The organism is Micromonospora sp. WMMD710 (assembly GCF_029626045.1).
Classification (GTDB): Bacteria; Actinomycetota; Actinomycetes; order Mycobacteriales; family Micromonosporaceae; genus Micromonospora.
On the sequence record NZ_JARUBD010000001.1, the window covers coordinates 2,227,732 to 2,245,167 of the forward strand.

Here is a 17,436-nt window from a genome sequence, read left to right on the forward strand (position 1 = left end):
TAGACAGCTGTCTTAACAGTTGTCGGACATCCGACCCCAGGCCGCGAAACCGAGCAAGAAGACATCGATAAATTTAAGATTATGCAAATCTAGTATCTATCCAGTTTCATCGATCGGGGCTGAGCCCCCCGACCGGTGACGAGGGGGCTCAGCCCGGCAGAGAGCTGAGCTCGCCTCCGTTGGCGATCACCGCGGTTCCGTTGACGTAGCTGCTGCGGTCATCCACCAGGAACAGGACGACCTCGGCGATCTCGTCGGGCGCCCCGATCCGACCGCGGATGTTGACCGTCCCGAGCATCTCCACGTTCCCGCCGAGCATCTCTTCGGTGCCTTCGGTGCGCACCGGACCGGGCGAGACGGCGTTGACGCGGACTCCGTTGGCCCCGAACTCGGTGGCCCAGGAGCGGGTGAGGATCTCGGCGGCGGCCTTGGAGGCGCCGTCGGCACCACCGACGGGCGCGGCCAGGGTGGCGGCGGTCGACGTGACGTTGACGATGACGCCGTGGCCGCGCTTGGCCATGCCGGGCGCCAACGCACCCACCAGGAGGAACGGTGCCCGCGTGCAGATCGCGACGTGCCGGTCGAAGCTCGCCGTGCTGGTGTCCGCCGTGCTGGTGAAGTCGTAGATCCCGGCGTTGTTCACCAGGATGTCCACCTCACCGGCGGTGGCCGCCAGCCCGATGACCTGCTCGGCGTCGGCGAGGTCGGCGGCCACGACGCGCGCCCGGCCACCCCGCTGACCGATCTCGGCGACCAGGTCGCCGCCCCGGCGCGGATCCCGCCCGTGCACGACGACCTCGGCGCCGCGCTCGGCAAGCTTGAGGGCGACGGCGCTGACGCGCAAGGGACGGGCGACCCGCGAGCGCATCGTGCGAGCGGCCACCGACCTCATCGCCGCGCATGGCGTCGCCGGGACCAGCACCGAGGACGAGGACCTCAACCAGGGCTTCCTGCGGTGGCAGGCCCTGCTGCTCGACGGCCTGAACGCGATGCGGGACCGGGGCGAGCTGCGCGCCGACGCAGACCTCGGCGAGCTGTCCCTGGTGCTGCTGACGGCTCTGCAGGGCGGGGCACTCCTGAGTCAGACGATGCGCAACACCCAGCCGATGCGCGCGTCGATGGACTCCGCCCTGGCCTACATCCGCTCGTTCACACCGGTGCCGTAGTCGCCGCCGCGTGCTCGCCGGATCGGCAGGTGTGGCGCAGAGTTCTCGTCAGAGCGGCTCGGGAATTGCCTGCTCCATCGGCATCGGCACCTGGAGGTAGGTGACGCCGCGCATGTCCAGCCAGGCCCGGTCCGGCCCGCGCACCAGCCGCACCATCACCGACTCGCAGGACGGGCAGCGGGCGACCAGACCCGGCGCGTGCGAGTAGACGTGCAGGCTCGCCATCGAACCGGTCATCCCGCAGTTCTCGCAGCGGCCCATGGCGGTGCTCAGATCGACGGCGAACAGCTCGCGCAGCGGACCGTCGAGCATGTTGCCGTCCAGGTAGGACATCTCGGTCATCGGGTCTCCTCGACGTTGCAATGGGCGAGCGGGGTGGGCGGTCAGCCGGTGGGGCCGAAGCGTTCGGTCTTGATCCGCCGCGACGGGTGCCCCAACCCGACCAGCAGGTCGGCCACGGCCTCCACGAACCCGGTTGGGCCGCAGACGTAGGTGAGCGGTTGCAGGTCCGGCGGCCAGCCGTGGGTGTTCACGTCGGCCAGCCCGACCCGGTGCGGCTCACCGCGCCAGTCCTCGGGTGCCTCGCGGGTGTACACGTACGCCACATCCAGGCCGAAGTCGTCGCGGACCCGGCGGCGCAGCTCGGCGGCGTAGATCACGTCCTCGGGCGTGCGCACCGAGTAGATCAGCCGGAACGGCACCTTGCTGCCGGTCGCCCGGCGCGACCGGATCATCGCCATCAGCGGCACGATGCCGGAACCACCGGCGACGAGCTGCACCGGCTCGGTCTGCTCCGGCCGCCAGATGAACCAGCCACCGAGCGGTCCGCGGACCTCCATCGGGTCGCCGTCGGCAAAGACATCGATGAGGTACGGGGACACCTCGCCGTCGTGCACCCGCTGGACGGTCACCTCGATCCGGGGGCCGCCCGGGCCGTCCACGGCCGGCCCGGCGATGGAGTACGACCGGGCGGCCTGGTAGCCGTCCGGCGCGGTCAGCCGCACGTCGACGTGCTGCCCGGGCAGGTGCCCTGGCCAGTCCGGCACCTGGAGCACCAGCGTCTGTGCGGTGGGTGTCTCCACCCGGCGCTCCACCAGCCGGGCCACCTGCCACGTGATCGGAGCGCGGGCCGCAGTGCCCGTCGCCACGGCGCGCTCAGTCACCCTGGTACCGCTGTTCGCGCCACGGGTCGCCGTAGTCGTGGTAGCCGGCCGTTTCCCAGAACCCCGGCTCGTCCATCGTCTTGAGCCGGATGCCGCGCACCCACTTGGCCGACTTCCAGAAGTACAGGTGCGGCACCAGCAGCCGCGCCGGGCCACCGTGCTCGGCGGGCAGCGGCGCGCCGTCGAAGGTGTGCGCCACCCAGGCCCGGCCGCCGCGCAGGTCGTCCAGGGGAAGGTTCGTGGTGTACCCGCCGTAGGAGTGCGCGACCGCGAAGTGCGCGCCCGTGTCCACACCGTCGAGCAGCGTGTCCAGGGAGACGCCCCGCCAGGTGGTGCCGAGCTTGGACCAGTGGGTGACGCAGTGGATGTCGACGGTCGGCGTCTCCTGCGGAAGCGCCATCAACTCCTGCCACGACCACCGGTACTCGGAGCCGTTCTCGGCGGCGATGACGAACTCCCAGGTGTCCAGAGACACCCGCGGCGTCGGGCCGGCCGAGAGAACCGGGAAGTCCTCGGTCAGGTACTGACCGGGTGGCAGGGCCGGCTCCTGTGATCGGGGCCGGCCCTGAAAGCCCGGTGACACGATTCCCATTGCACAGTCGTACCACCCGCGCCGGGCGGGGCGGGAGCTTTCCCGCGTACCCCCTCGTCGTCGCGGCGCGGCGCGGTCAGTGCCGTTCCGTGACGACCTCGCGCTCCTCGGGGGTGCCGCCCCGGGTGGCGCGCAGGCTGGTCAGGGTGACCACCACCAGCACACCGATGATCACGCCGAGCGAGGCCAGGGTGGGGATCTGCGGCACCGACTCCCAGATCCCGTGCGCCCAGTGCAGGCCCAGCTTGAGACCGATGAACGCCAGGATGATCGCCAGGCCGTAGCTGAGGTGCACCAGCCGGCTCAGCGCCGCGTGCAGGACGAAGTAGAGCGCCCGCAGGCCGAGCAGGGCGAACGCGTTGGTGGCGAAGACCAGGTACGGGTCCTCGGTGATGCCGTAGACCGCCGGCACCGAGTCGACGGCGAAGACCACGTCGGTGGCCAGCACCGCGACCACCACCAGGGCGAACGGGGTGAGTGCCCGCTTCGCGCCCTGCCGGACCGTCATCCGGGTGCCGTGGTACTCGTCGACCACGGGCATGATCTTGCGCAGCAGCTTCACCGAGCGCATCTTGTTGATGTCGACTTCCTGCTGGTGCCCGGAGAGGGCGTCGCGCAGCAGCTTCACCGCCGTGGCGATGAGGATGACCGCGAAGAGCAGGAACGCGAATTCGAGGGTCTGCAACGCCGCCGCACCGAGGGCGATGAAGACCGCCCGCAGCACCAGAGCGCCGGCGATGCCGTAGAGCAGCACCCGCTGGGCGAGCACGGCCGGCACCGCGAACGCGGCCAGCAACAGCATGAAGACGAAGAGGTTGTCGACCGAGGGCGACTTCTCCACCAGGTAACCGGTGATGTACTCCACGCCCTGCTGAGAGCCGTAGCGCGCCCAGATCCAGCCGCCGAACGCCAGCGGCAGGGCTATGTAGAACGCGGACCAGCCGAGCGCCTCCCGCATGGACACCTCGTGCGGGCGGCGCGTGACCAGGAAATCCAGCACCAGCAGGGCGAGCACACCGGCGATGGTCACCGCCCACAGGGTGGGCGTGCCCACCGAGGACAACTCGCTGGCAGCGGACAGGTACGACGCTTCGGTCATGGGGCCTCCTCGAACACCGTGTCATGTTCGAGGTCTCCTTCACCCACCACCTGGTGGGCAATCACCCGAGGCGCGCCGGGCGCGCCGTACTGACCGGAATGATTCGTGGGAAGTACTCCCCTCGCACGGACAAGGTTAGGCCAGGCTGATTCGCCACGCCAAGCGGGACGTCGATGGTTGCCCTGGTAAACCGCTGTACGAGGCCGGTGTCAGGCGCGGCGCAACGTCGCTCCCGGGGCCATCGCCTGCTCCACCAGGCCCCGGTAGTCGCGCGGCAACTGGGTCGCCACGTCGTCGAACTCCCCACCGGTGATCGCCTCCCGCAGCGTCGTGAAGACCGCCCGTACGGCGTCGCGGGCCGCCGGCTCCTGCACATTGGCACGCAGTGCCACCCGCGCCACGAACTCGGCCGCCCCGAACCGGTCCGCCTGCTCGGTGCTCGGGCTCGGCTTGAGCACCAGTTGCAGCGGCTGCGGCATCTGCGCCGCCAGGTCCAGCACCTCGCCACCGGTCAACCGCTCGGCGAACGTCTCCAACACGGCCCGCGTCAACTCGACCGCCCGCTCGGACGACGTCGACGTGCGCTGGGAAACCTGGTCGATGAAGGTGTCGTAGTTCATCCGCGTACTCCCTCGGGCTGGCGTCGGCGCTGCGGGTACCCGCGGCGGCCGGGTGGAAACGGCACCGATGACCGCCCGGGCGCGCGTGACATTTCCCGGCGGGGCGGGCGTGACGCGACGGCGGGCGGGTAACCGCCGCCGGTCGTGACCACATCGATGCCCGAGGGAGCCGCTGCCATGGCGAGCTACGCCGACGTCCTGCAGTACCTGTCGAGCCTGGACTACCCGGCCGAGAAGAACGACGTCGTCCGCGAGGCCGAACGGGAGGGCGCCCCGCCGGACGTCCTGAAGGCGTTGCGCGCCCTGCCGCCGGTGGACTACGCCAACGGCACCGAGGTCGCCCGGTCCGCGGGCATCGAAGCGGCCCCCGAGGTGGGCCCCTCGCAACGTGCCGCGCAGGCCCGGGACAAGAAGCACAACCGGGTCTCGCAGCACCTGCGCGGCATCTGACCCGGCGGTGACGGCCGCAGACCTGACACGCCGGTCGTCGGGATGACCCGCACCGGGCCGCTGTCCCGCCCGCCGGACGGGCACACCCCGGCCGCCGCGCAACTCGCCCTGGTGGGGGTCGTCGGCGTCGTCGTGGGCGTTGCCCTGGCCCTGGTGCTGCCACCGTCGCTCGCCCCCCTCGCCGGCTGGGACGCGGCCGCCCTGAGTTGGCTGGTGCTGGTGTGGCGCAAGATCTGGCCCCTGGACGCCGGACGGACGGCCGCGCTCGCCGTGCACGAGGACCCCAACCGGGCTATCCGCGACGTGCTGCTGCTCATCGCCTGCCTGACCAGCCTGCTGGCCGTGGGGCTGGTGGTGGCCAGCGCGCACGCGGCGCCCCCCGGCCTCGCCCGCGACCTGTACGGCGGACTGGGCGTGTTCAGCGTGCTGCTGTCCTGGCTGGTGGTGCACACCGTGTTCGCCGCCCGGTACGCCAGGATCTACTACACCGGCCCGGACGGCGGGGTGAACTTCAACCAGCCCGAACCGCCGCGCTACTCGGACTTCGCGTACGTCGCGTTCACCATCGGGACGACGTTCCAGGTCTCCGACACGAACCTGACGAGCAACGAGATGCGGCGCACGGTGCTGCGGCACTCCATGCTGTCGTACCTGTTCGGCGCGTTCATCATCGCCGTCACGGTGAACCTGCTGGCGGGCCTGGCCCGCTGATCGCCGGGACAGGCGGGCGCCCCCGGGTCACGAACCGCGACCGGGGGCGCCAAACCTGCCCAGGCGGTGAAACGCGCCCGAACCGGGCGCGACCACCAAGCGGTGGATGCCCGCTCGAACCGAGCGGCCAGCACTGCCGAGTCCAACCATACGACAGAACATCCTCCATACGGTCAGTTTTTGCTGAACTGTGGGCCAGGGCACGTCAGGGCCGACCGGTCAGCTCCCCGTACCGGTGCTCCAGATCGACCCGTGCCAGCGCCCCCACCAGCCACGCCAGCCGTTCCGACTCCCCACTGGCCAGTCCCGCAAGGTCAGCCGCGGAACGGCCCAACCCGAGCCGCCGCGCCGCGGCGAGAGCCCGCCGGTCCGCCACCGGGGCCACCTCCCGCCACAGCGCCTGAGCCTCCCGCAGGAACAGGTCGATGACCTGACCGTCCACGCCGGGCAAGTCGGCCAGCAGCGCCCGCTCCCGGACCGGATCGTGGTGCGCCGCCGACCGCAACCGGCGCAGATCGCCCCGATAGCGCTCGACGACCGCACGAGCCAGGTCACCCACCACGACGGCCACCGCGTCCACGTCGCCGCGCTGACCGCTGTCGCGCAACACCCGCACCCGGTCCTCATGCAGCGAACGGGCCAGCCGGGCAGGACTGTCCCACCCCGCGTCGCGCAGCGCCCGCGCACCGTCCAACGCCCGCCGGAAGTCCCCCCGACGGGCCAGCAGCACCGCCAGGTAGAGCACCTGGAACAGGCTCGCCGGATTGTTGGTGACCCGGAACCCGTACTGCTCGGCGAAGCCTCGCCCGCTGCCGGCGAGCCGGCGGGCCAGACGCTTCCGGTCCTCCACGGGGGTGATCAGAGTGGTCGGCATGCCGGCGACTACCCGCGCGACCGCCGGTCACACGACCGCCTGTCACCGCCCGTTGGTCGCCGGTCCGTTGGTTGGCCGCCCGGTTTCAGCCGTGCAGGTCGCCGGTGCGGTCGCGGGCCTTGAGCCGGGTGGTGGGCAGGGCCGGTGCCGGCAGCGGCGGCGCCGGATCATCCGCGACCACGCCGAAGCGCCGCCCGGCCATCCAGTCCTCCCGGGCCTCCGCCACCTCCTCGTGCGAACGGCCCACGAAGTTCCACCACATCACCAGCGGCTCGTCGAACGGCGTACCACCCAACAGCAGCAACCGCGCCCCCGCGCCACCGCGGACGGTCACCTCCCGCCGACCCGACCCGAGGTAGAGCAGCGCCCCCGGCTCGAACCCCACCCCCGCCGCCTCCGCCGACCCGTTCATCGCCAGCAGGGCGTACTCGAAATCGGGCCGCAACGGCAACGTGGTCGGCGTCGTACCACCCAACTCCAGCTGCGCCCCCATCAGCGGGGTGTGCACCACGGCCGGCGACCGCTCGCCGGCAAGCTCACCAACCAGCAAGGTGACGTCCAACTCGCCGTCGCGCCATCGCGGCAGGTCGGCGTGGTGGGCGAAGTCCGCCGCACCGGCCCGCGCCGGATCCGGCAGCGCCACCCACAGCTGCACGCCGTGCATCACCGGCGGATGGACGGCCGGCGACCGCTCGGAGTGCGCGATGCCCCGCCCCGACGTCATCACGTTCAACTGACCCGGCCGGATCGCCTGCACGCTACCGAGGCTGTCCCGGTGGATGATCTCGCCGTCGAGCAGCCACGTCACCGTCTGCAGCCCGGTGTGCGGGTGCGGCGGCACCTCCATGCCGGGCCGCTGCGCCACGTCGTCCGGGCCAAAATGGTCGACGAAACACCACGCGCCGACCATCCGGCGGGGACGCTGCGGCAAGAGCCTCCGCACCGTGGTGTAGCGGCCGAGCGGCACGTCGTGGCCCGGCAGCAGCACGCTGCCGGGATCGGCGTCGGCCACGCCAGGCGGTCGGGTCTGCGCCAGCATCGATTCGGTACGCTCCACCGCCCGACTGTACGCTCGCGCCCACCCGCGACCCCGACGCTTCACGCCGTTGCCAGGTTCTCGGGTCGGTGGCAGGCCCTCGGGTCGGTGGCAGGCTCTCGCGGCGGCGCTTGCGTCTACCGACCGCCGGTTGGCTGACGTGGCCGGCGTTTTCGCTGGCGGGCGGTTGGCGGGCGGGCTGCGGCGTGTTCAGCGGGGGCCGGTGTCCACCGTCACGCTGTTGGCCCCCGCCGCCAGGTCGAGGTAGAGCCGGTCCGTCGACCGGTCCCAGCCCGGCGCACCCAGCAGCGAGCCCGCAGCCACGCCGTTCCACCGTTCGTCGCCGACCACGACGGAGCCGGCACCCGCGCCCACCCGCACCCGTACCGGAGGCTGGCCGGGCACCCGCACGTCAAGCTGACTCGTGCCGCCGGTCAATCGCACGGTCATGGTGCCGTCGACCGCCGGCAGCAGAACCTCGGTACGGCTCGAGCCGCCGGAGAGTTCCACCCCCAGCAGCCGGGCCCGGCTCAGGTCCAGCACCTGGCCGCTCACGCCGCCGGTCAGGTGGAGACGCCAGGCAGCCCGCTCGTTGAGCAGCACCCGCACGGCCTTCGTCCCGGACGCACCCGTGTCCACCAGGCCAAGGCGTACCGTCTCGCCCCGCACCTCCGGCCGGGCCGCCACGCCCGAGCCCGCCGGGGTGCTGATCCGGTAGAGATCGTCACCCAGATCGGCCACCCGCAGATCGAACGACGACAGCCCGTCCACCAGCACGAAGGTGGCCCGCTGGCGGCCCGCCAGCGGTGCGGTGATCATCTGTTCGGCAGCCGCTGCGGCACCCGAACCGTCCGGCCGACTGCCATCGGGTCGGGAGCGATCGGGTCGGGAGCCATCGGGTGCGCCGGAGTAGGCCGTGCCGAGGCGATGCGGGTCGGCCACGATCACCGCCACGGCCGCGGCACCGAGGATCAGTACGACCGCCGCGGCGGCCAACAACATGCGAGCGCCGATCGACCACCGCCCGGGTGCGGTATCGGTTCGCGGCTCTGCCGCCGGTTGGAGTTCCGGCTGCTGGCCTGCCTCGTGAACTGCTTCGTGCTCGGTGCCGTCACCCACTGCGGCCATGCCTCGTCCCTCCGCCGGTCCCCCACCGGGAGGTACGTACCCGTCCGCCGATCGGATCACTCCGCGCCGATCACGCCGCTCCGCTATGTCGTCCCCGCCGATCACGTCTGGGTACGGCGAAGGCCGGCACCCTGTGCGGGTGCCGGCCTTCGGTGTTGTTCTGCGGGTCAGCTGTTCCAGTGCTGGCCGACCAGGTCGGTGGCCTGCTGCTCCCACTGGGCGTAGGCGTCCGGGTAGGCCGACACCTGCACGGTCTGCGCGGCGTCGGTCAGCGCCATGTCCTGCCAACCGTCGACCTGCGTGAGGCCCTTGAGGAACGCCGTCGTGGAATAGGCCGGATCGGTGATCTGCTCCGGCGTGCCCCAACCCGAGCTCGGGCGCTGCTGGAACAGGCCCAACGAGTCGTGATCGTTGGCGTCACCCAGGTGACCCAGGTTCTCCAACTTCGACTCCTGCAAACTCGTCGCGATCGAAATGACCGCAGCGCGTTCGGGCAGGCCGGCCTTCTTCGTCGCGACGATGATCGCCTTCACGTTCGCGGTCTGCTCACCGTTCAGGTCGATGTGCGACTGCTCGCCCTGCGGCTTCGGCGCACCCGTCTGCACCGCCACCGCGACGGACTTGACGTCGACCGGGTTGGCGTGGGCGGCGATCGGACCGGCGAACACACCACCGGCGAACGCGAGACCCGCAACAGACAGCACACTCTTACGGAAGATCGTGGTCATGGGGGTAGCTCCTTCGGGGGTAGAAACACCCACACCGCCAAAGGGGGAAAACGGCGGGCAGGGTGTGAGCACCTCATCCGGCGCTGCACAAACACACGGGAGAAAAGTCTGGGGGCCTACGAGCCCGGGGGCTCGCGGCGCCGATGTCGGCGGCCTACCAAGCGCGGGGGCTCGGGGCGCCGGGACCGGATGTAACGACCGGCGGGCCGGGGTCATTCCGGGGGTGGCCCGCCCATAGGCAGGCACCTGCATCACGGCGGCGCCTGGTCGCTGGCCGGGTCTGCAACGACCGGACCAGGCCGGGCATTCCCACCCCGCACCGGGGTCGAGCCGGCCGCGGTGGTCCTGCGATCGTCAGGGGATGTAACGACCCCCGGCCAGCCACCATTCCACCACCCGGGTGCAGCCGGTCACAGCCCACAACCCCCCACCACCGGACAAACCACCCACCCGACGCGACCGGCCACGACCCCCGTCGGGCAATCACGGGGTAATCCACTCGGCTTCGGCGAAAACGCGGTATCCGGGACAGGTCGACACCCCGATTTCACCGAAATCGAGTCGATCACCAGCCGGGGCCGACGTCTCGCCGCACGCGAACCGCCCAACGGACGCCAAACCCGACCCCGGGGCCTCTCCGACGGGACGGGCCACGCTTCCCGTCGCCGCTGTGGATTGTGGCGGACGGAGGTCACTCCGCGAGGCGGGAGCGGACCTTCGCGGCGCAGGCGCCCAGGACCGTTTGCGCGTCGAGCCCCAGGCTCTCGATGGCCACCAGCGCGGTGAACGCCACGTCGGCCAGTTCCGCCGCCACGTCCTCGCGCGTGTGGGTGACGCCCTTACGCGGATTCTGGCCGAGCAGGCCGATCCAGGCGGCCGACGCCTCCCCCGCCTCCTCAGTCAGTTTGAGGATGCGGCAGGTCAGTTCCGTCTGCCCGGTGCCGTTCGCGGCGTCCAGCCAACGTCGCGAGGCCCGGGCCGCCTCCCAGATCGAGTCGTCCACGGCGACCAGTCAACTCGACCGCCCGGCCCGGCCTGACACTCGGGGCCTGCCTGACCGGTCGGTCAGCGCAGCCATTGACTCCGGTCGACGGCGGTTCTAGGTTCAGGGCGCTACCGGCCGGTAGGCAACCGTCCCGCCTGGTCGCCCCCGCGGCGACATCCGTCCGATGGGGAGCATTGATGCTGTCCACACCCGTTCGTACCCTCCGCCGCCTGGTCGCGGCCACCGCGACACTGACCCTGGCCGTCGGGCTGGTCGGTGCCGGGCCCGCCGCCGCCACCGACCGCGATCCCGGGGGCGGTCAGCCGCTGCCCGGGTACACCATCGAGAATCCGCCGCTGGCCCCGCTGGTCGTGGGCGGCAGGCCGACGACCGTACGCCAGGGTGTGTACCGCCACGCCGGGTACATCATCGAGGTCCCCACCCGGTGGAGCGGTGACCTGGTGTTGTGGGCCCACGGCTATCGGGGCCAGGGCACGGTGCTGACGCCGGAGCAACCCGGGTTCGGGCTGCGCCAGCGTCTCCTGGAGCAGGGGTACGCGTGGGCGTCGTCGTCGTACGACCGCAACGGCTTCGACATCCGCTCCGGGGTGCTGGGCACGAAGGACCTCGCCGACCACTTCGGACGAACGGTCCGCCGGCCGCACCGCACCTTCATCGCCGGTGTGTCGATGGGCGGGTACGTCATCGGTCGTTCCCTGGAACAGTATCCCGGTTACTACGACGGGGCGCTGCCCATGTGCGGGGTGCTCGGTGACCAGACGTTGCTCGACTTCTACCTCGACTACAACCTGGTCGCGCAGGCCCTCGCCGAGGTGCCGGCGTATCCGACGCCGGCGGACTACCTGAGCACCGCGGTTCCCCGCATTCAGGTGGCGCTCGGCCTGGCCGGGCTGACGCCCACCGGGCCGGACACCACCACCGACCGGGGCAAGCAGTTGCGGGCGATCACGGTAAACCGTTCGGGCGGGCCTCGTCCCGGGGCGGACGCCGCGTTCGCGGTGTGGAAGGACTTCCTCTTCTCGATCAGCGTGACCAGTGGTGGTGACTCCCCCGCCCAGCGGCCCGGTCAGCTGTCCACGAATCTGTTCACCCGCTACGCCCCGAACAGCCCGGTCGACGTCAACGCCACGGTGCGGCGGGTCGCCCCGGAGAACGTCGTGCAGCGTCTCCTGCCGACGCTGACCGAGGTGCCGCGGATCGCCGGCCGTCCCAGCGCGCCGGTGCTCAGCCTGCACGGGCTCGGTGACCTGTTCGTGCCGTTCAGCATGGAGCAGGCGTACGCCACCGACGTGGCCCGGCACGGTCGCGGCCGGCTGGTGGTGCAGCGGGCCATCCGGGCCACGCAGCACTGCGAGTTCACCCCGACCGAGGCGGGCGCCGCGTGGGACGACCTGGTGTCCTGGGTACGCACGGGACAGCGCCCGGCCGGTGACACCGTGACCGATCCGGCGGTGGTGGCCCGGCCCGACTACGGCTGCCGGTTCAGCGACCGGGCCGCGTACGCGGCCGGGGTCGGCACCCGCCGCCTCTACCCGGCCTGCTGAGGTAGGCGAGAAACAGGAACCGGCCGGCTCCCGTCGAAGGGAGCCGGCCGGCCTCGTGTACGGGTGTCACCAGAGCTGCTGGACGATGTCTGCCGCCTGCTCCTCCCACTGCGCGTACGCGTAGGGGAAGGCGGAGACCTGCACGGTCTGCGCGGCGGCGGTCAGCGGCAGGTCCTGCCAGCCGCCCACGTTCTTCAGCGCGGAGAAGAACGCCGTGGCGGAGTACTCCGGGTCGGTGATCTGCTCGGGCGTGCCCCAACCGGACGACGGGCGCTGCTGGAACAGGCCCTGCGAGTCGTGGTCGTTGTACGCGCCGAGGTGGCCGAGGTTGTACAGCTTCGACTCCTGCAACGAGGTGGCGACGCCGATCACCGCGCCCCGATCACCGACGCCGGTCTTCTTGGCGGCGTCGACGATCGCCCGAGCGTTGTCCAGCTGCGCGTCGTCGAGCGGGATGCGCGACTGCGCGCCCTCGATGCCGTGCGGGATCAGCTGGTCACGGCTCGGCTTGCCGGCCGGCGGCTTGCCGGTGGCGGAGCCGGTGGTCAGGCCGGACTCGACGGGCTGGTCGTCCTGGCGCGCCGTGGTGGTGGCCTCGCCGGTGGTGGCGGTGGCCTTGCCGGTGGCGAGGTCGATGGCGGCGACGGCGCCCTCGTGCGGTCCGGAGGTGACCGGAGCGGCGGCCGCGGTGGGCGCGAGCGCCAGGCCGCCGAGGGCAGCCACACCCACCACGCTCAGCGCGGTCTTGCGGTACGAGTCCTTAGCGATGGCGGGGAGCCATCGAGTGAAGTCGACCTTCACGATGGTTGCCCTTTCGATCGTGCGGAGCGCTCCGGGGTGAACACTCCTCGGGAGATGACCGCGGAAAAGGGTTTGGGCTCCGGCGGTACGGGGGACACAACCAGGTTCACGTGTCGGGCATTCCGGAAATGTGCCTGCGGTGGCACGTCGCGGTCCCGGCCGCGCCACGAAACCGGACGATCGCCGCAGCGCAGGTCAGCGGGTGCGTGGGCCGCCGAACCGGACGAGGACGTGCCAGAGCTGCTTGAGGTGCTGAAGGGTGTCCGCGACCGGGCCGCGATCCACCCAGCGCTGCGGCTCGGTGACCACCGACACCGCGCCCCGGCCGATCAGCGCCGCGTCCACCGGGTCGCCCGGTCGGGCGAACTCCCGGTGCAGGCGCGCCGCCAGCACCGGGATCTCGGGGCCTCGGAACTCCGCGTCGACCTGGTCGACCGCCAGCGTGAAGCCGGGGTGCCACCGCAGGGGCAAGCCGTAGCGCCTGGCGATCAGCTCCAGCGTCGCGCCCGTCGGGGTGCCGGCGAAGGACGGGTCGACCACCAGTTCCTCGACGTCCTGGGCGAGGTCGAGGGTGCCGTGGATCTGGGCCTCCACGTAGTCGTCCAGCGCCCGACCGACGGCGGGCGGCGTGGTCGGCGCGTTCAGCACCGTTCGCGCCAGGAAGGCGACGTCCGTCCCGGTACGTCCCAGACAGTCACCGGTGGCGGCGACGCCGGCCAGCAGCCCGGCGAGCACCGCCTCGAAGGCGTCGGCGGTGCCCACCACGCTCGGGCCGAGGTGGCTGTCACCGAGGCAGAACGTCGCGCGGGTCAGCACCTGCGGACGCAGCCGCAGGTGGCACGAGCCGAAGCGCGGGCAGGCGCCGTCCAGGTGGTCGAGCAGGTTCAGACCGCCGTACGTGGGCCGTTCCGCCGGCGTCACCCCGGGCCGCTGGTACGCGCCGCCGAACATCAGCTGCTCCCAGCGGTCCCGGTCGCCACCGGGGTACGCCATGAGCTTGCCGTTGGAGATGCCGGTGACGAACTGGCTGCGGTACACCCCGTCCTCGGCCAGAGCCGACGCGACGCTACGCCCGTCGGCGCACAACCGGTCGGGGTGGAAGTTGACGGTCAGTCGTCCACGCTGGACGGCGGCGGCGACCAGCTGCTCCGGCCGGTGGCCGACGTCGACGGCGGCGAGTTCCCGGGCGACGCCGGCGAGCGCGGCGGGACGCTCGATCACGGCCAATGACCGTACGTGCGCGAGGGCAGCCGTCTGCGCCGAGGTGAGCGCCGCGGCGTCGAGCCCGCCCCGCTCAGACGTCGCCGTCATGGTCGACGTCCGCGGCATCGGTGTCGGCGCGCTCGTCCGGCACGCCCAGTTCCTCAAAGACGGTGATCTGCAGGTCGGCCGGAGCGTCGAGGCGGGAGTTGAGCGAGTTCCAGGGCGTACGCGTCGGCGGTGCGATCTCGCTGGCCCCGGCGGCGACCAGCCGGGCGGTGGTCGCCTCGGCGTCGTCCACCTCGAACGCCACCCGCAGGCGCGGCGCGACCTGTCGACCCACCTCAACCTCGTCGATCATGCGCTTCTGCGCCGGGTTGGCGATCTCCAGGGTGGCCCGACCAGCGTCCAGAATCATCACCCGGGCGTCTCCCTCGCCGCTGAACGCCGCCTCCTGCGGCAGGCCGAGCGCGTCCCGGAAGAACGCGACGGCGGCGTCGTAGTCGGCCGCCTCCACCACGAGGCGCAACTGGCGAACAACGGGTACGGGGTGCTCGGCGGGCATGCGCGCGATCATAATCGCCGTAGGCTGGCACCCTCCGGAAGGGAGCGAGGATGGTCGACGAATACCTCCTGCGACCGGTCGGGTGGGTCTCCTCGCCGCTGACCGAGGCGGCGAGCGCGCCGCGGCAGGGCGACGAGGGCGCGCCGGAGGCGTGGCTGGTCTTCGATCCGCAGGTCGAGCGCGCCCTGCGCGACGTCCAAGTCGGCGCCGACCTGCTGGTGCTGACCTGGCTAGGCGCTGGACGGCACCCCGATCCTGGACGTCAAGCCGGTGCTGGGCGCGGCCGACGAGCGCTGAGCCCGTCGACCGCGCACCACCCCCGCCGCCGGCACGGAAGCCGGCCCAGCAGGCCAGCACGGACACCAGCCAGCTCGCACAGCCGGCCAGCACGGACAGCCAGCCAGCGCAGCTCAGTGGCCGCGGGCCAGCCACTCCTGCAGGTGCGGTGCCTCCGCACCGATCGTGGTGTCGGCACCGTGACCGGTGTGCACGACCGTCTCCGCCGGCAGGGTCAGCAGGCGGGTGCGGATCGACCGGACGATGGTGTCGAAGTCGCTGTGTGAGCGCCCGGTCGCGCCGGGTCCACCGTTGAACAGGGTGTCGCCGGTGAACACCACGCCCAGGTCCGGGGCGTGGAAACTGCACGCGCCGGGGCTGTGCCCGGGGGTGTGCAGCACGCGCAGCGTCGTGCCGGCCACCTCGATCTCCTGCCCGTCGTGCAGCTCGCCGTGCGGCGGCAGGTACGGATGGACCATGTCCCACATCACCCGGTCGGCCGCGTGCAGCAGCACCGGCGCGCCGGTTGCCTCGGCCAGCTCGGGCGCCACCCGGACGTGGTCGTCGTGCGCGTGGGTGGCCAGGATCGCCCGGACCCGGCGCTCGCCCACCAGGGCGAGGATCGCCGCCACGTCATGCGGCGCGTCCAGCACGACGCATTCGCTGTCGTCGCCGATCACCCACACGTTGTTGTCCACCTCGAAGGTCTCACCGTCGAGGGAGAACGTGCCGGCGGTGACCGCGTGGTCGACCCGGGCGGTCATCAGAACACCACCACCGAGCGCAGCACGTCGCCGCCGTGCATCCGGTCGAACGCGTTCTCGACCTGGTCGAGCGTGATCTCCTCGGTGACGAACGCGTCCAGGTCGAGGCGACCCTGTAGGTACAGCTCGGTGAGCATCGGGAAGTCCCGGCTGGGCAGGCAGTCGCCATACCAGCTGGACTTGAGGGCACCACCGCGCCCGAACACGTCCAGCAGCGGCACCTCGATCTGCATCTGCGGGGTCGGTACGCCGACCAGCACCACCGTGCCGGCCAGGTCCCGGGCGTAGAACGCCTGCTTCCACGTCTCCGGTCGACCCACCGCGTCGATCACCACGTCGGCGCCGAAACCGCCGGTGGCGGCGCGGATCGCCTCGACCGGGTCGGTCTCGGAGGCGTTGACGGTGTGCGTGGCGCCGAAGGTGCGGGCCCAGTCCAGCTTGCGACTGTCGGTGTCCACCGCGACGATCGTCGTGGCGCCCGCGAGGGCCGCGCCGGCGACCGCCGCGTCACCGACGCCGCCGCAGCCGATCACCGCGACCGAGTCGCCGCGGGTGACGTTGCCGGTGTTCATGGCGGCGCCCAGCCCGGCCATGATCCCGCAGCCGAGCAGACCCACCGCGGCGGGCCGCGCGGCCGGGTCCACCTTCGTGCACTGCCCGGCGTGCACCAGGGTCTTCTCGGCGAACGCGCCGATGCCCAGCGCGGGGGCGAGTTCCGTGCCGTCGGTGAGGGTCATCCGTTGGGTGGCGTTGTGGGTGTTGAAGCAGTACCAGGGGCGACCGCGTCGGCAGGCACGGCACACCCCGCAGACGGCACGCCAGTTGAGCACCACGAAGTCACCCGGTGCGACGTCGGTGACGCCCTCGCCCACCTGCTCGACGATGCCCGCGGCCTCGTGGCCGAGCAGGAACGGGTAGTCGTCGTTGATGCCGCCCTCGCGGTAGTGCAGGTCGGTGTGGCACACGCCGCAGGACTGGATCCGGACGATGGCCTCACCGGGGCCGGGGTCGGGCACAACGATGGTGGTGACCTCGACCGGCGCGCCCTTGCTGCGGGAGATGACTCCCCGGACTTCCTGGCTCACTTCGCCTCCTGCTGGTGGTGTGCGGCGGGGCCGGGTGCCGGGGCGGGGCGGGTGTGCCGGGCTCGGCGGTGGGCCCTCGGGCGAACCTACCGCGATCACCACGGCCGTCCCAGCCGGCCCGGCGGGTTATCGCGGGCTCCGCGGGGTACGCGGGCCGCATTCGGACCACGGCCACCGGGAGTGATCATGAAGCTCGCGCACCTGCCGCTGCGGGTCAGCATCGGCGCGTACTTTCTCAACTCGGGTCTGGGCAAGCGCACTCTGGAGGGCACCGCCGCGGAGGGCCTGCACGGGATGGCGGTCGCCGCCGTGCCGCAGCTCGGCCAACTGGAGCCTGCCCGCTTCGCCAAGCTGCTGTCGTACTCCGAGATCGCCCTGGGCGCCGCGTTGCTCGCGCCGTTCGTCCCGGCGCCCCTGGTCGGGCTCGGCCTGACCGCGTTCGGCGCGGGGCTGGTGCAGCTGTACCTGAAGACGCCGGGGATGCGGGAGCCCGGCAGCATCCGCCCGACCCAGCAGGGCGCGGGGCTCGCCAAGGACGTCTGGCTGGTCGGCGCCGGCATGACCCTGGTGCTGGAGGGGCTGACCCACGGCCGTCGCCGGCGCTGACCCGGCCAAATCCGGGGGACCG

The 17,436-nt window shown here is 71.8% G+C and carries 21 protein-coding genes; 5 read left to right on the forward strand and 16 right to left on the reverse strand.

From position 1 onward, the window contains the following. Positions 1 to 148 precede the first annotated feature (148 nt). Positions 149 to 883: an SDR family oxidoreductase gene (locus O7620_RS10265; RefSeq protein WP_278122841.1), complete on the reverse strand. Its 735-nt coding sequence runs from the start codon at positions 881 to 883 to the stop codon at positions 149 to 151. Between O7620_RS10265 and O7620_RS10270 the strand changes: the two genes are divergently transcribed. Then, positions 819 to 1,166 (forward strand): TetR family transcriptional regulator C-terminal domain-containing protein, encoded by a 348-nt coding sequence (locus tag O7620_RS10270; protein ID WP_347403762.1) that lies wholly within the window; start codon positions 819 to 821, stop codon positions 1,164 to 1,166. The two genes, O7620_RS10265 and O7620_RS10270, sit on opposite strands and share 65 nt — an antisense overlap. A gap of 48 nt (positions 1,167 to 1,214) precedes the next feature. On the opposite strand, the gene O7620_RS10275 is transcribed toward O7620_RS10270, so the two are convergent. The 5 genes from O7620_RS10275 to O7620_RS10295 form a co-directional block, all read right to left on the reverse strand. Beyond that, complete coding sequence (locus O7620_RS10275; RefSeq protein WP_278122843.1) at positions 1,215 to 1,508, reverse strand: DUF6510 family protein; 294 nt, start codon at positions 1,506 to 1,508, stop codon at positions 1,215 to 1,217. Between the two features lie 41 nt (positions 1,509 to 1,549). Continuing rightward, a complete protein-coding gene (locus O7620_RS10280; RefSeq protein WP_278126940.1) occupies positions 1,550 to 2,314 on the reverse strand; it encodes a ferredoxin reductase in 765 nt (254 codons plus the stop codon). Positions 2,315 to 2,321: 7 nt separating this feature from the next. Next, a complete protein-coding gene (locus tag O7620_RS10285) occupies positions 2,322 to 2,921 on the reverse strand; it encodes a sulfite oxidase-like oxidoreductase (RefSeq protein WP_278122844.1) in 600 nt (199 codons plus the stop codon). A 76-nt stretch (positions 2,922 to 2,997) separates the two neighbouring features. After that, positions 2,998 to 4,020 carry a TerC/Alx family metal homeostasis membrane protein gene (locus tag O7620_RS10290; protein ID WP_278122845.1) on the reverse strand — a complete coding sequence of 341 codons (1,023 nt, stop codon included), beginning with the start codon at positions 4,018 to 4,020 and terminating at the stop codon, positions 2,998 to 3,000. A 209-nt stretch (positions 4,021 to 4,229) separates the two neighbouring features. Then, positions 4,230 to 4,640 (reverse strand): DUF2267 domain-containing protein, encoded by a 411-nt coding sequence (locus O7620_RS10295; protein ID WP_151492379.1) that lies wholly within the window; start codon positions 4,638 to 4,640, stop codon positions 4,230 to 4,232. 177 nt (positions 4,641 to 4,817) lie between these two features. Between O7620_RS10295 and O7620_RS10300 the strand changes: the two genes are divergently transcribed. Both O7620_RS10300 and O7620_RS10305 read left to right on the forward strand, forming a co-directional pair. Beyond that, positions 4,818 to 5,090, forward strand: a complete 273-nt coding sequence (locus tag O7620_RS10300; protein WP_151492378.1) for a DUF2795 domain-containing protein — start codon at positions 4,818 to 4,820, stop codon at positions 5,088 to 5,090. 42 nt (positions 5,091 to 5,132) lie between these two features. Then, positions 5,133 to 5,801, forward strand: coding sequence for a DUF1345 domain-containing protein (locus O7620_RS10305; protein WP_278122846.1), 669 nt, complete (start codon positions 5,133 to 5,135; stop codon positions 5,799 to 5,801). 205 nt (positions 5,802 to 6,006) lie between these two features. On the opposite strand, the gene O7620_RS10310 is transcribed toward O7620_RS10305, so the two are convergent. The 5 genes from O7620_RS10310 to O7620_RS10330 all read right to left on the reverse strand — a co-directional run bounded on the left by O7620_RS10310 (position 6,007) and on the right by O7620_RS10330 (position 10,570). Beyond that, on the reverse strand, positions 6,007 to 6,675 hold the full coding sequence (locus O7620_RS10310) for a hypothetical protein (protein ID WP_278122847.1): 669 nt from the start codon (positions 6,673 to 6,675) through the stop codon (positions 6,007 to 6,009). Between the two features lie 85 nt (positions 6,676 to 6,760). Then, positions 6,761 to 7,732, reverse strand: coding sequence for a pirin family protein (locus O7620_RS10315; protein ID WP_278122848.1), 972 nt, complete (start codon positions 7,730 to 7,732; stop codon positions 6,761 to 6,763). Positions 7,733 to 7,921: 189 nt separating this feature from the next. Continuing rightward, positions 7,922 to 8,713 (reverse strand): hypothetical protein, encoded by a 792-nt coding sequence (locus O7620_RS10320; RefSeq protein ID WP_278122849.1) that lies wholly within the window; start codon positions 8,711 to 8,713, stop codon positions 7,922 to 7,924. A 293-nt stretch (positions 8,714 to 9,006) separates the two neighbouring features. Further along, on the reverse strand, positions 9,007 to 9,567 hold the full coding sequence (locus O7620_RS10325; protein ID WP_278122850.1) for a hypothetical protein: 561 nt from the start codon (positions 9,565 to 9,567) through the stop codon (positions 9,007 to 9,009). Between the two features lie 691 nt (positions 9,568 to 10,258). Beyond that, positions 10,259 to 10,570, reverse strand: a complete 312-nt coding sequence (locus tag O7620_RS10330) for a MazG-like family protein (RefSeq protein ID WP_151492973.1) — start codon at positions 10,568 to 10,570, stop codon at positions 10,259 to 10,261. A 179-nt stretch (positions 10,571 to 10,749) separates the two neighbouring features. On the opposite strand from O7620_RS10330, the gene O7620_RS10335 reads away from it, so the two are divergent. Continuing rightward, positions 10,750 to 12,117, forward strand: coding sequence for a hypothetical protein (locus O7620_RS10335; protein ID WP_278122851.1), 1,368 nt, complete (start codon positions 10,750 to 10,752; stop codon positions 12,115 to 12,117). A 66-nt stretch (positions 12,118 to 12,183) separates the two neighbouring features. On the opposite strand, the gene O7620_RS10340 is transcribed toward O7620_RS10335, so the two are convergent. From O7620_RS10340 to O7620_RS10360, 5 genes are all read right to left on the reverse strand, one after another. After that, entirely contained in the window at positions 12,184 to 12,918 is a 735-nt protein-coding gene (locus tag O7620_RS10340) for a hypothetical protein (RefSeq protein WP_278122852.1), read from the reverse strand. 195 nt (positions 12,919 to 13,113) lie between these two features. After that, complete coding sequence (locus tag O7620_RS10345; protein ID WP_278122853.1) at positions 13,114 to 14,229, reverse strand: DUF3626 domain-containing protein; 1,116 nt, start codon at positions 14,227 to 14,229, stop codon at positions 13,114 to 13,116. Further along, positions 14,213 to 14,683 carry a VOC family protein gene (locus O7620_RS10350; RefSeq protein WP_278122854.1) on the reverse strand — a complete coding sequence of 157 codons (471 nt, stop codon included), beginning with the start codon at positions 14,681 to 14,683 and terminating at the stop codon, positions 14,213 to 14,215. The genes O7620_RS10345 and O7620_RS10350 overlap by 17 nt, the downstream gene beginning before the upstream one ends. Before the next feature lie 410 nt (positions 14,684 to 15,093). Next, positions 15,094 to 15,723, reverse strand: coding sequence for an MBL fold metallo-hydrolase (locus tag O7620_RS10355; RefSeq protein ID WP_151492967.1), 630 nt, complete (start codon positions 15,721 to 15,723; stop codon positions 15,094 to 15,096). After that, a complete protein-coding gene (locus O7620_RS10360) occupies positions 15,723 to 16,808 on the reverse strand; it encodes an S-(hydroxymethyl)mycothiol dehydrogenase (protein ID WP_151492966.1) in 1,086 nt (361 codons plus the stop codon). The genes O7620_RS10355 and O7620_RS10360 overlap by 1 nt, the downstream gene beginning before the upstream one ends. A gap of 186 nt (positions 16,809 to 16,994) precedes the next feature. Here O7620_RS10360 and O7620_RS10365 point away from each other — a divergent pair, with 186 nt between their 5' ends. After that, entirely contained in the window at positions 16,995 to 17,414 is a 420-nt protein-coding gene (locus tag O7620_RS10365) for a hypothetical protein (protein WP_151490426.1), read from the forward strand. The last annotated feature ends 22 nt before the right edge of the window (positions 17,415 to 17,436 follow it).

What these genes read in the sequence shown, in the direction of transcription:
- O7620_RS10310 (WP_278122847.1), bottom strand. Translation starts at nt 6,675, where the DNA reads ATGCCGACCACTCTGATCACCCCCGTGGAGGACCGGAAGCGTCTGGCC.
- O7620_RS10295 (WP_151492379.1), bottom strand. Translation starts at nt 4,640, where the DNA reads ATGAACTACGACACCTTCATCGACCAGGTTTCCCAGCGCACGTCGACG.
- O7620_RS10285 (WP_278122844.1), bottom strand. Translation starts at nt 2,921, where the DNA reads ATGGGAATCGTGTCACCGGGCTTTCAGGGCCGGCCCCGATCACAGGAG.
- O7620_RS10290 (WP_278122845.1), bottom strand. Translation starts at nt 4,020, where the DNA reads ATGACCGAAGCGTCGTACCTGTCCGCTGCCAGCGAGTTGTCCTCGGTG.
- O7620_RS10350 (WP_278122854.1), bottom strand. Translation starts at nt 14,683, where the DNA reads ATGCCCGCCGAGCACCCCGTACCCGTTGTTCGCCAGTTGCGCCTCGTG.
- O7620_RS10320 (WP_278122849.1), bottom strand. Translation starts at nt 8,713, where the DNA reads ATGTTGTTGGCCGCCGCGGCGGTCGTACTGATCCTCGGTGCCGCGGCC.
- O7620_RS10355 (WP_151492967.1), bottom strand. Translation starts at nt 15,723, where the DNA reads ATGACCGCCCGGGTCGACCACGCGGTCACCGCCGGCACGTTCTCCCTC.
- O7620_RS10335 (WP_278122851.1), top strand. Translation starts at nt 10,750, where the DNA reads ATGCTGTCCACACCCGTTCGTACCCTCCGCCGCCTGGTCGCGGCCACC.
- O7620_RS10305 (WP_278122846.1), top strand. Translation starts at nt 5,133, where the DNA reads ATGACCCGCACCGGGCCGCTGTCCCGCCCGCCGGACGGGCACACCCCG.
- O7620_RS10365 (WP_151490426.1), top strand. Translation starts at nt 16,995, where the DNA reads ATGAAGCTCGCGCACCTGCCGCTGCGGGTCAGCATCGGCGCGTACTTT.
- O7620_RS10275 (WP_278122843.1), bottom strand. Translation starts at nt 1,508, where the DNA reads ATGACCGAGATGTCCTACCTGGACGGCAACATGCTCGACGGTCCGCTG.
- O7620_RS10325 (WP_278122850.1), bottom strand. Translation starts at nt 9,567, where the DNA reads ATGACCACGATCTTCCGTAAGAGTGTGCTGTCTGTTGCGGGTCTCGCG.
- O7620_RS10300 (WP_151492378.1), top strand. Translation starts at nt 4,818, where the DNA reads ATGGCGAGCTACGCCGACGTCCTGCAGTACCTGTCGAGCCTGGACTAC.
- O7620_RS10345 (WP_278122853.1), bottom strand. Translation starts at nt 14,229, where the DNA reads ATGACGGCGACGTCTGAGCGGGGCGGGCTCGACGCCGCGGCGCTCACC.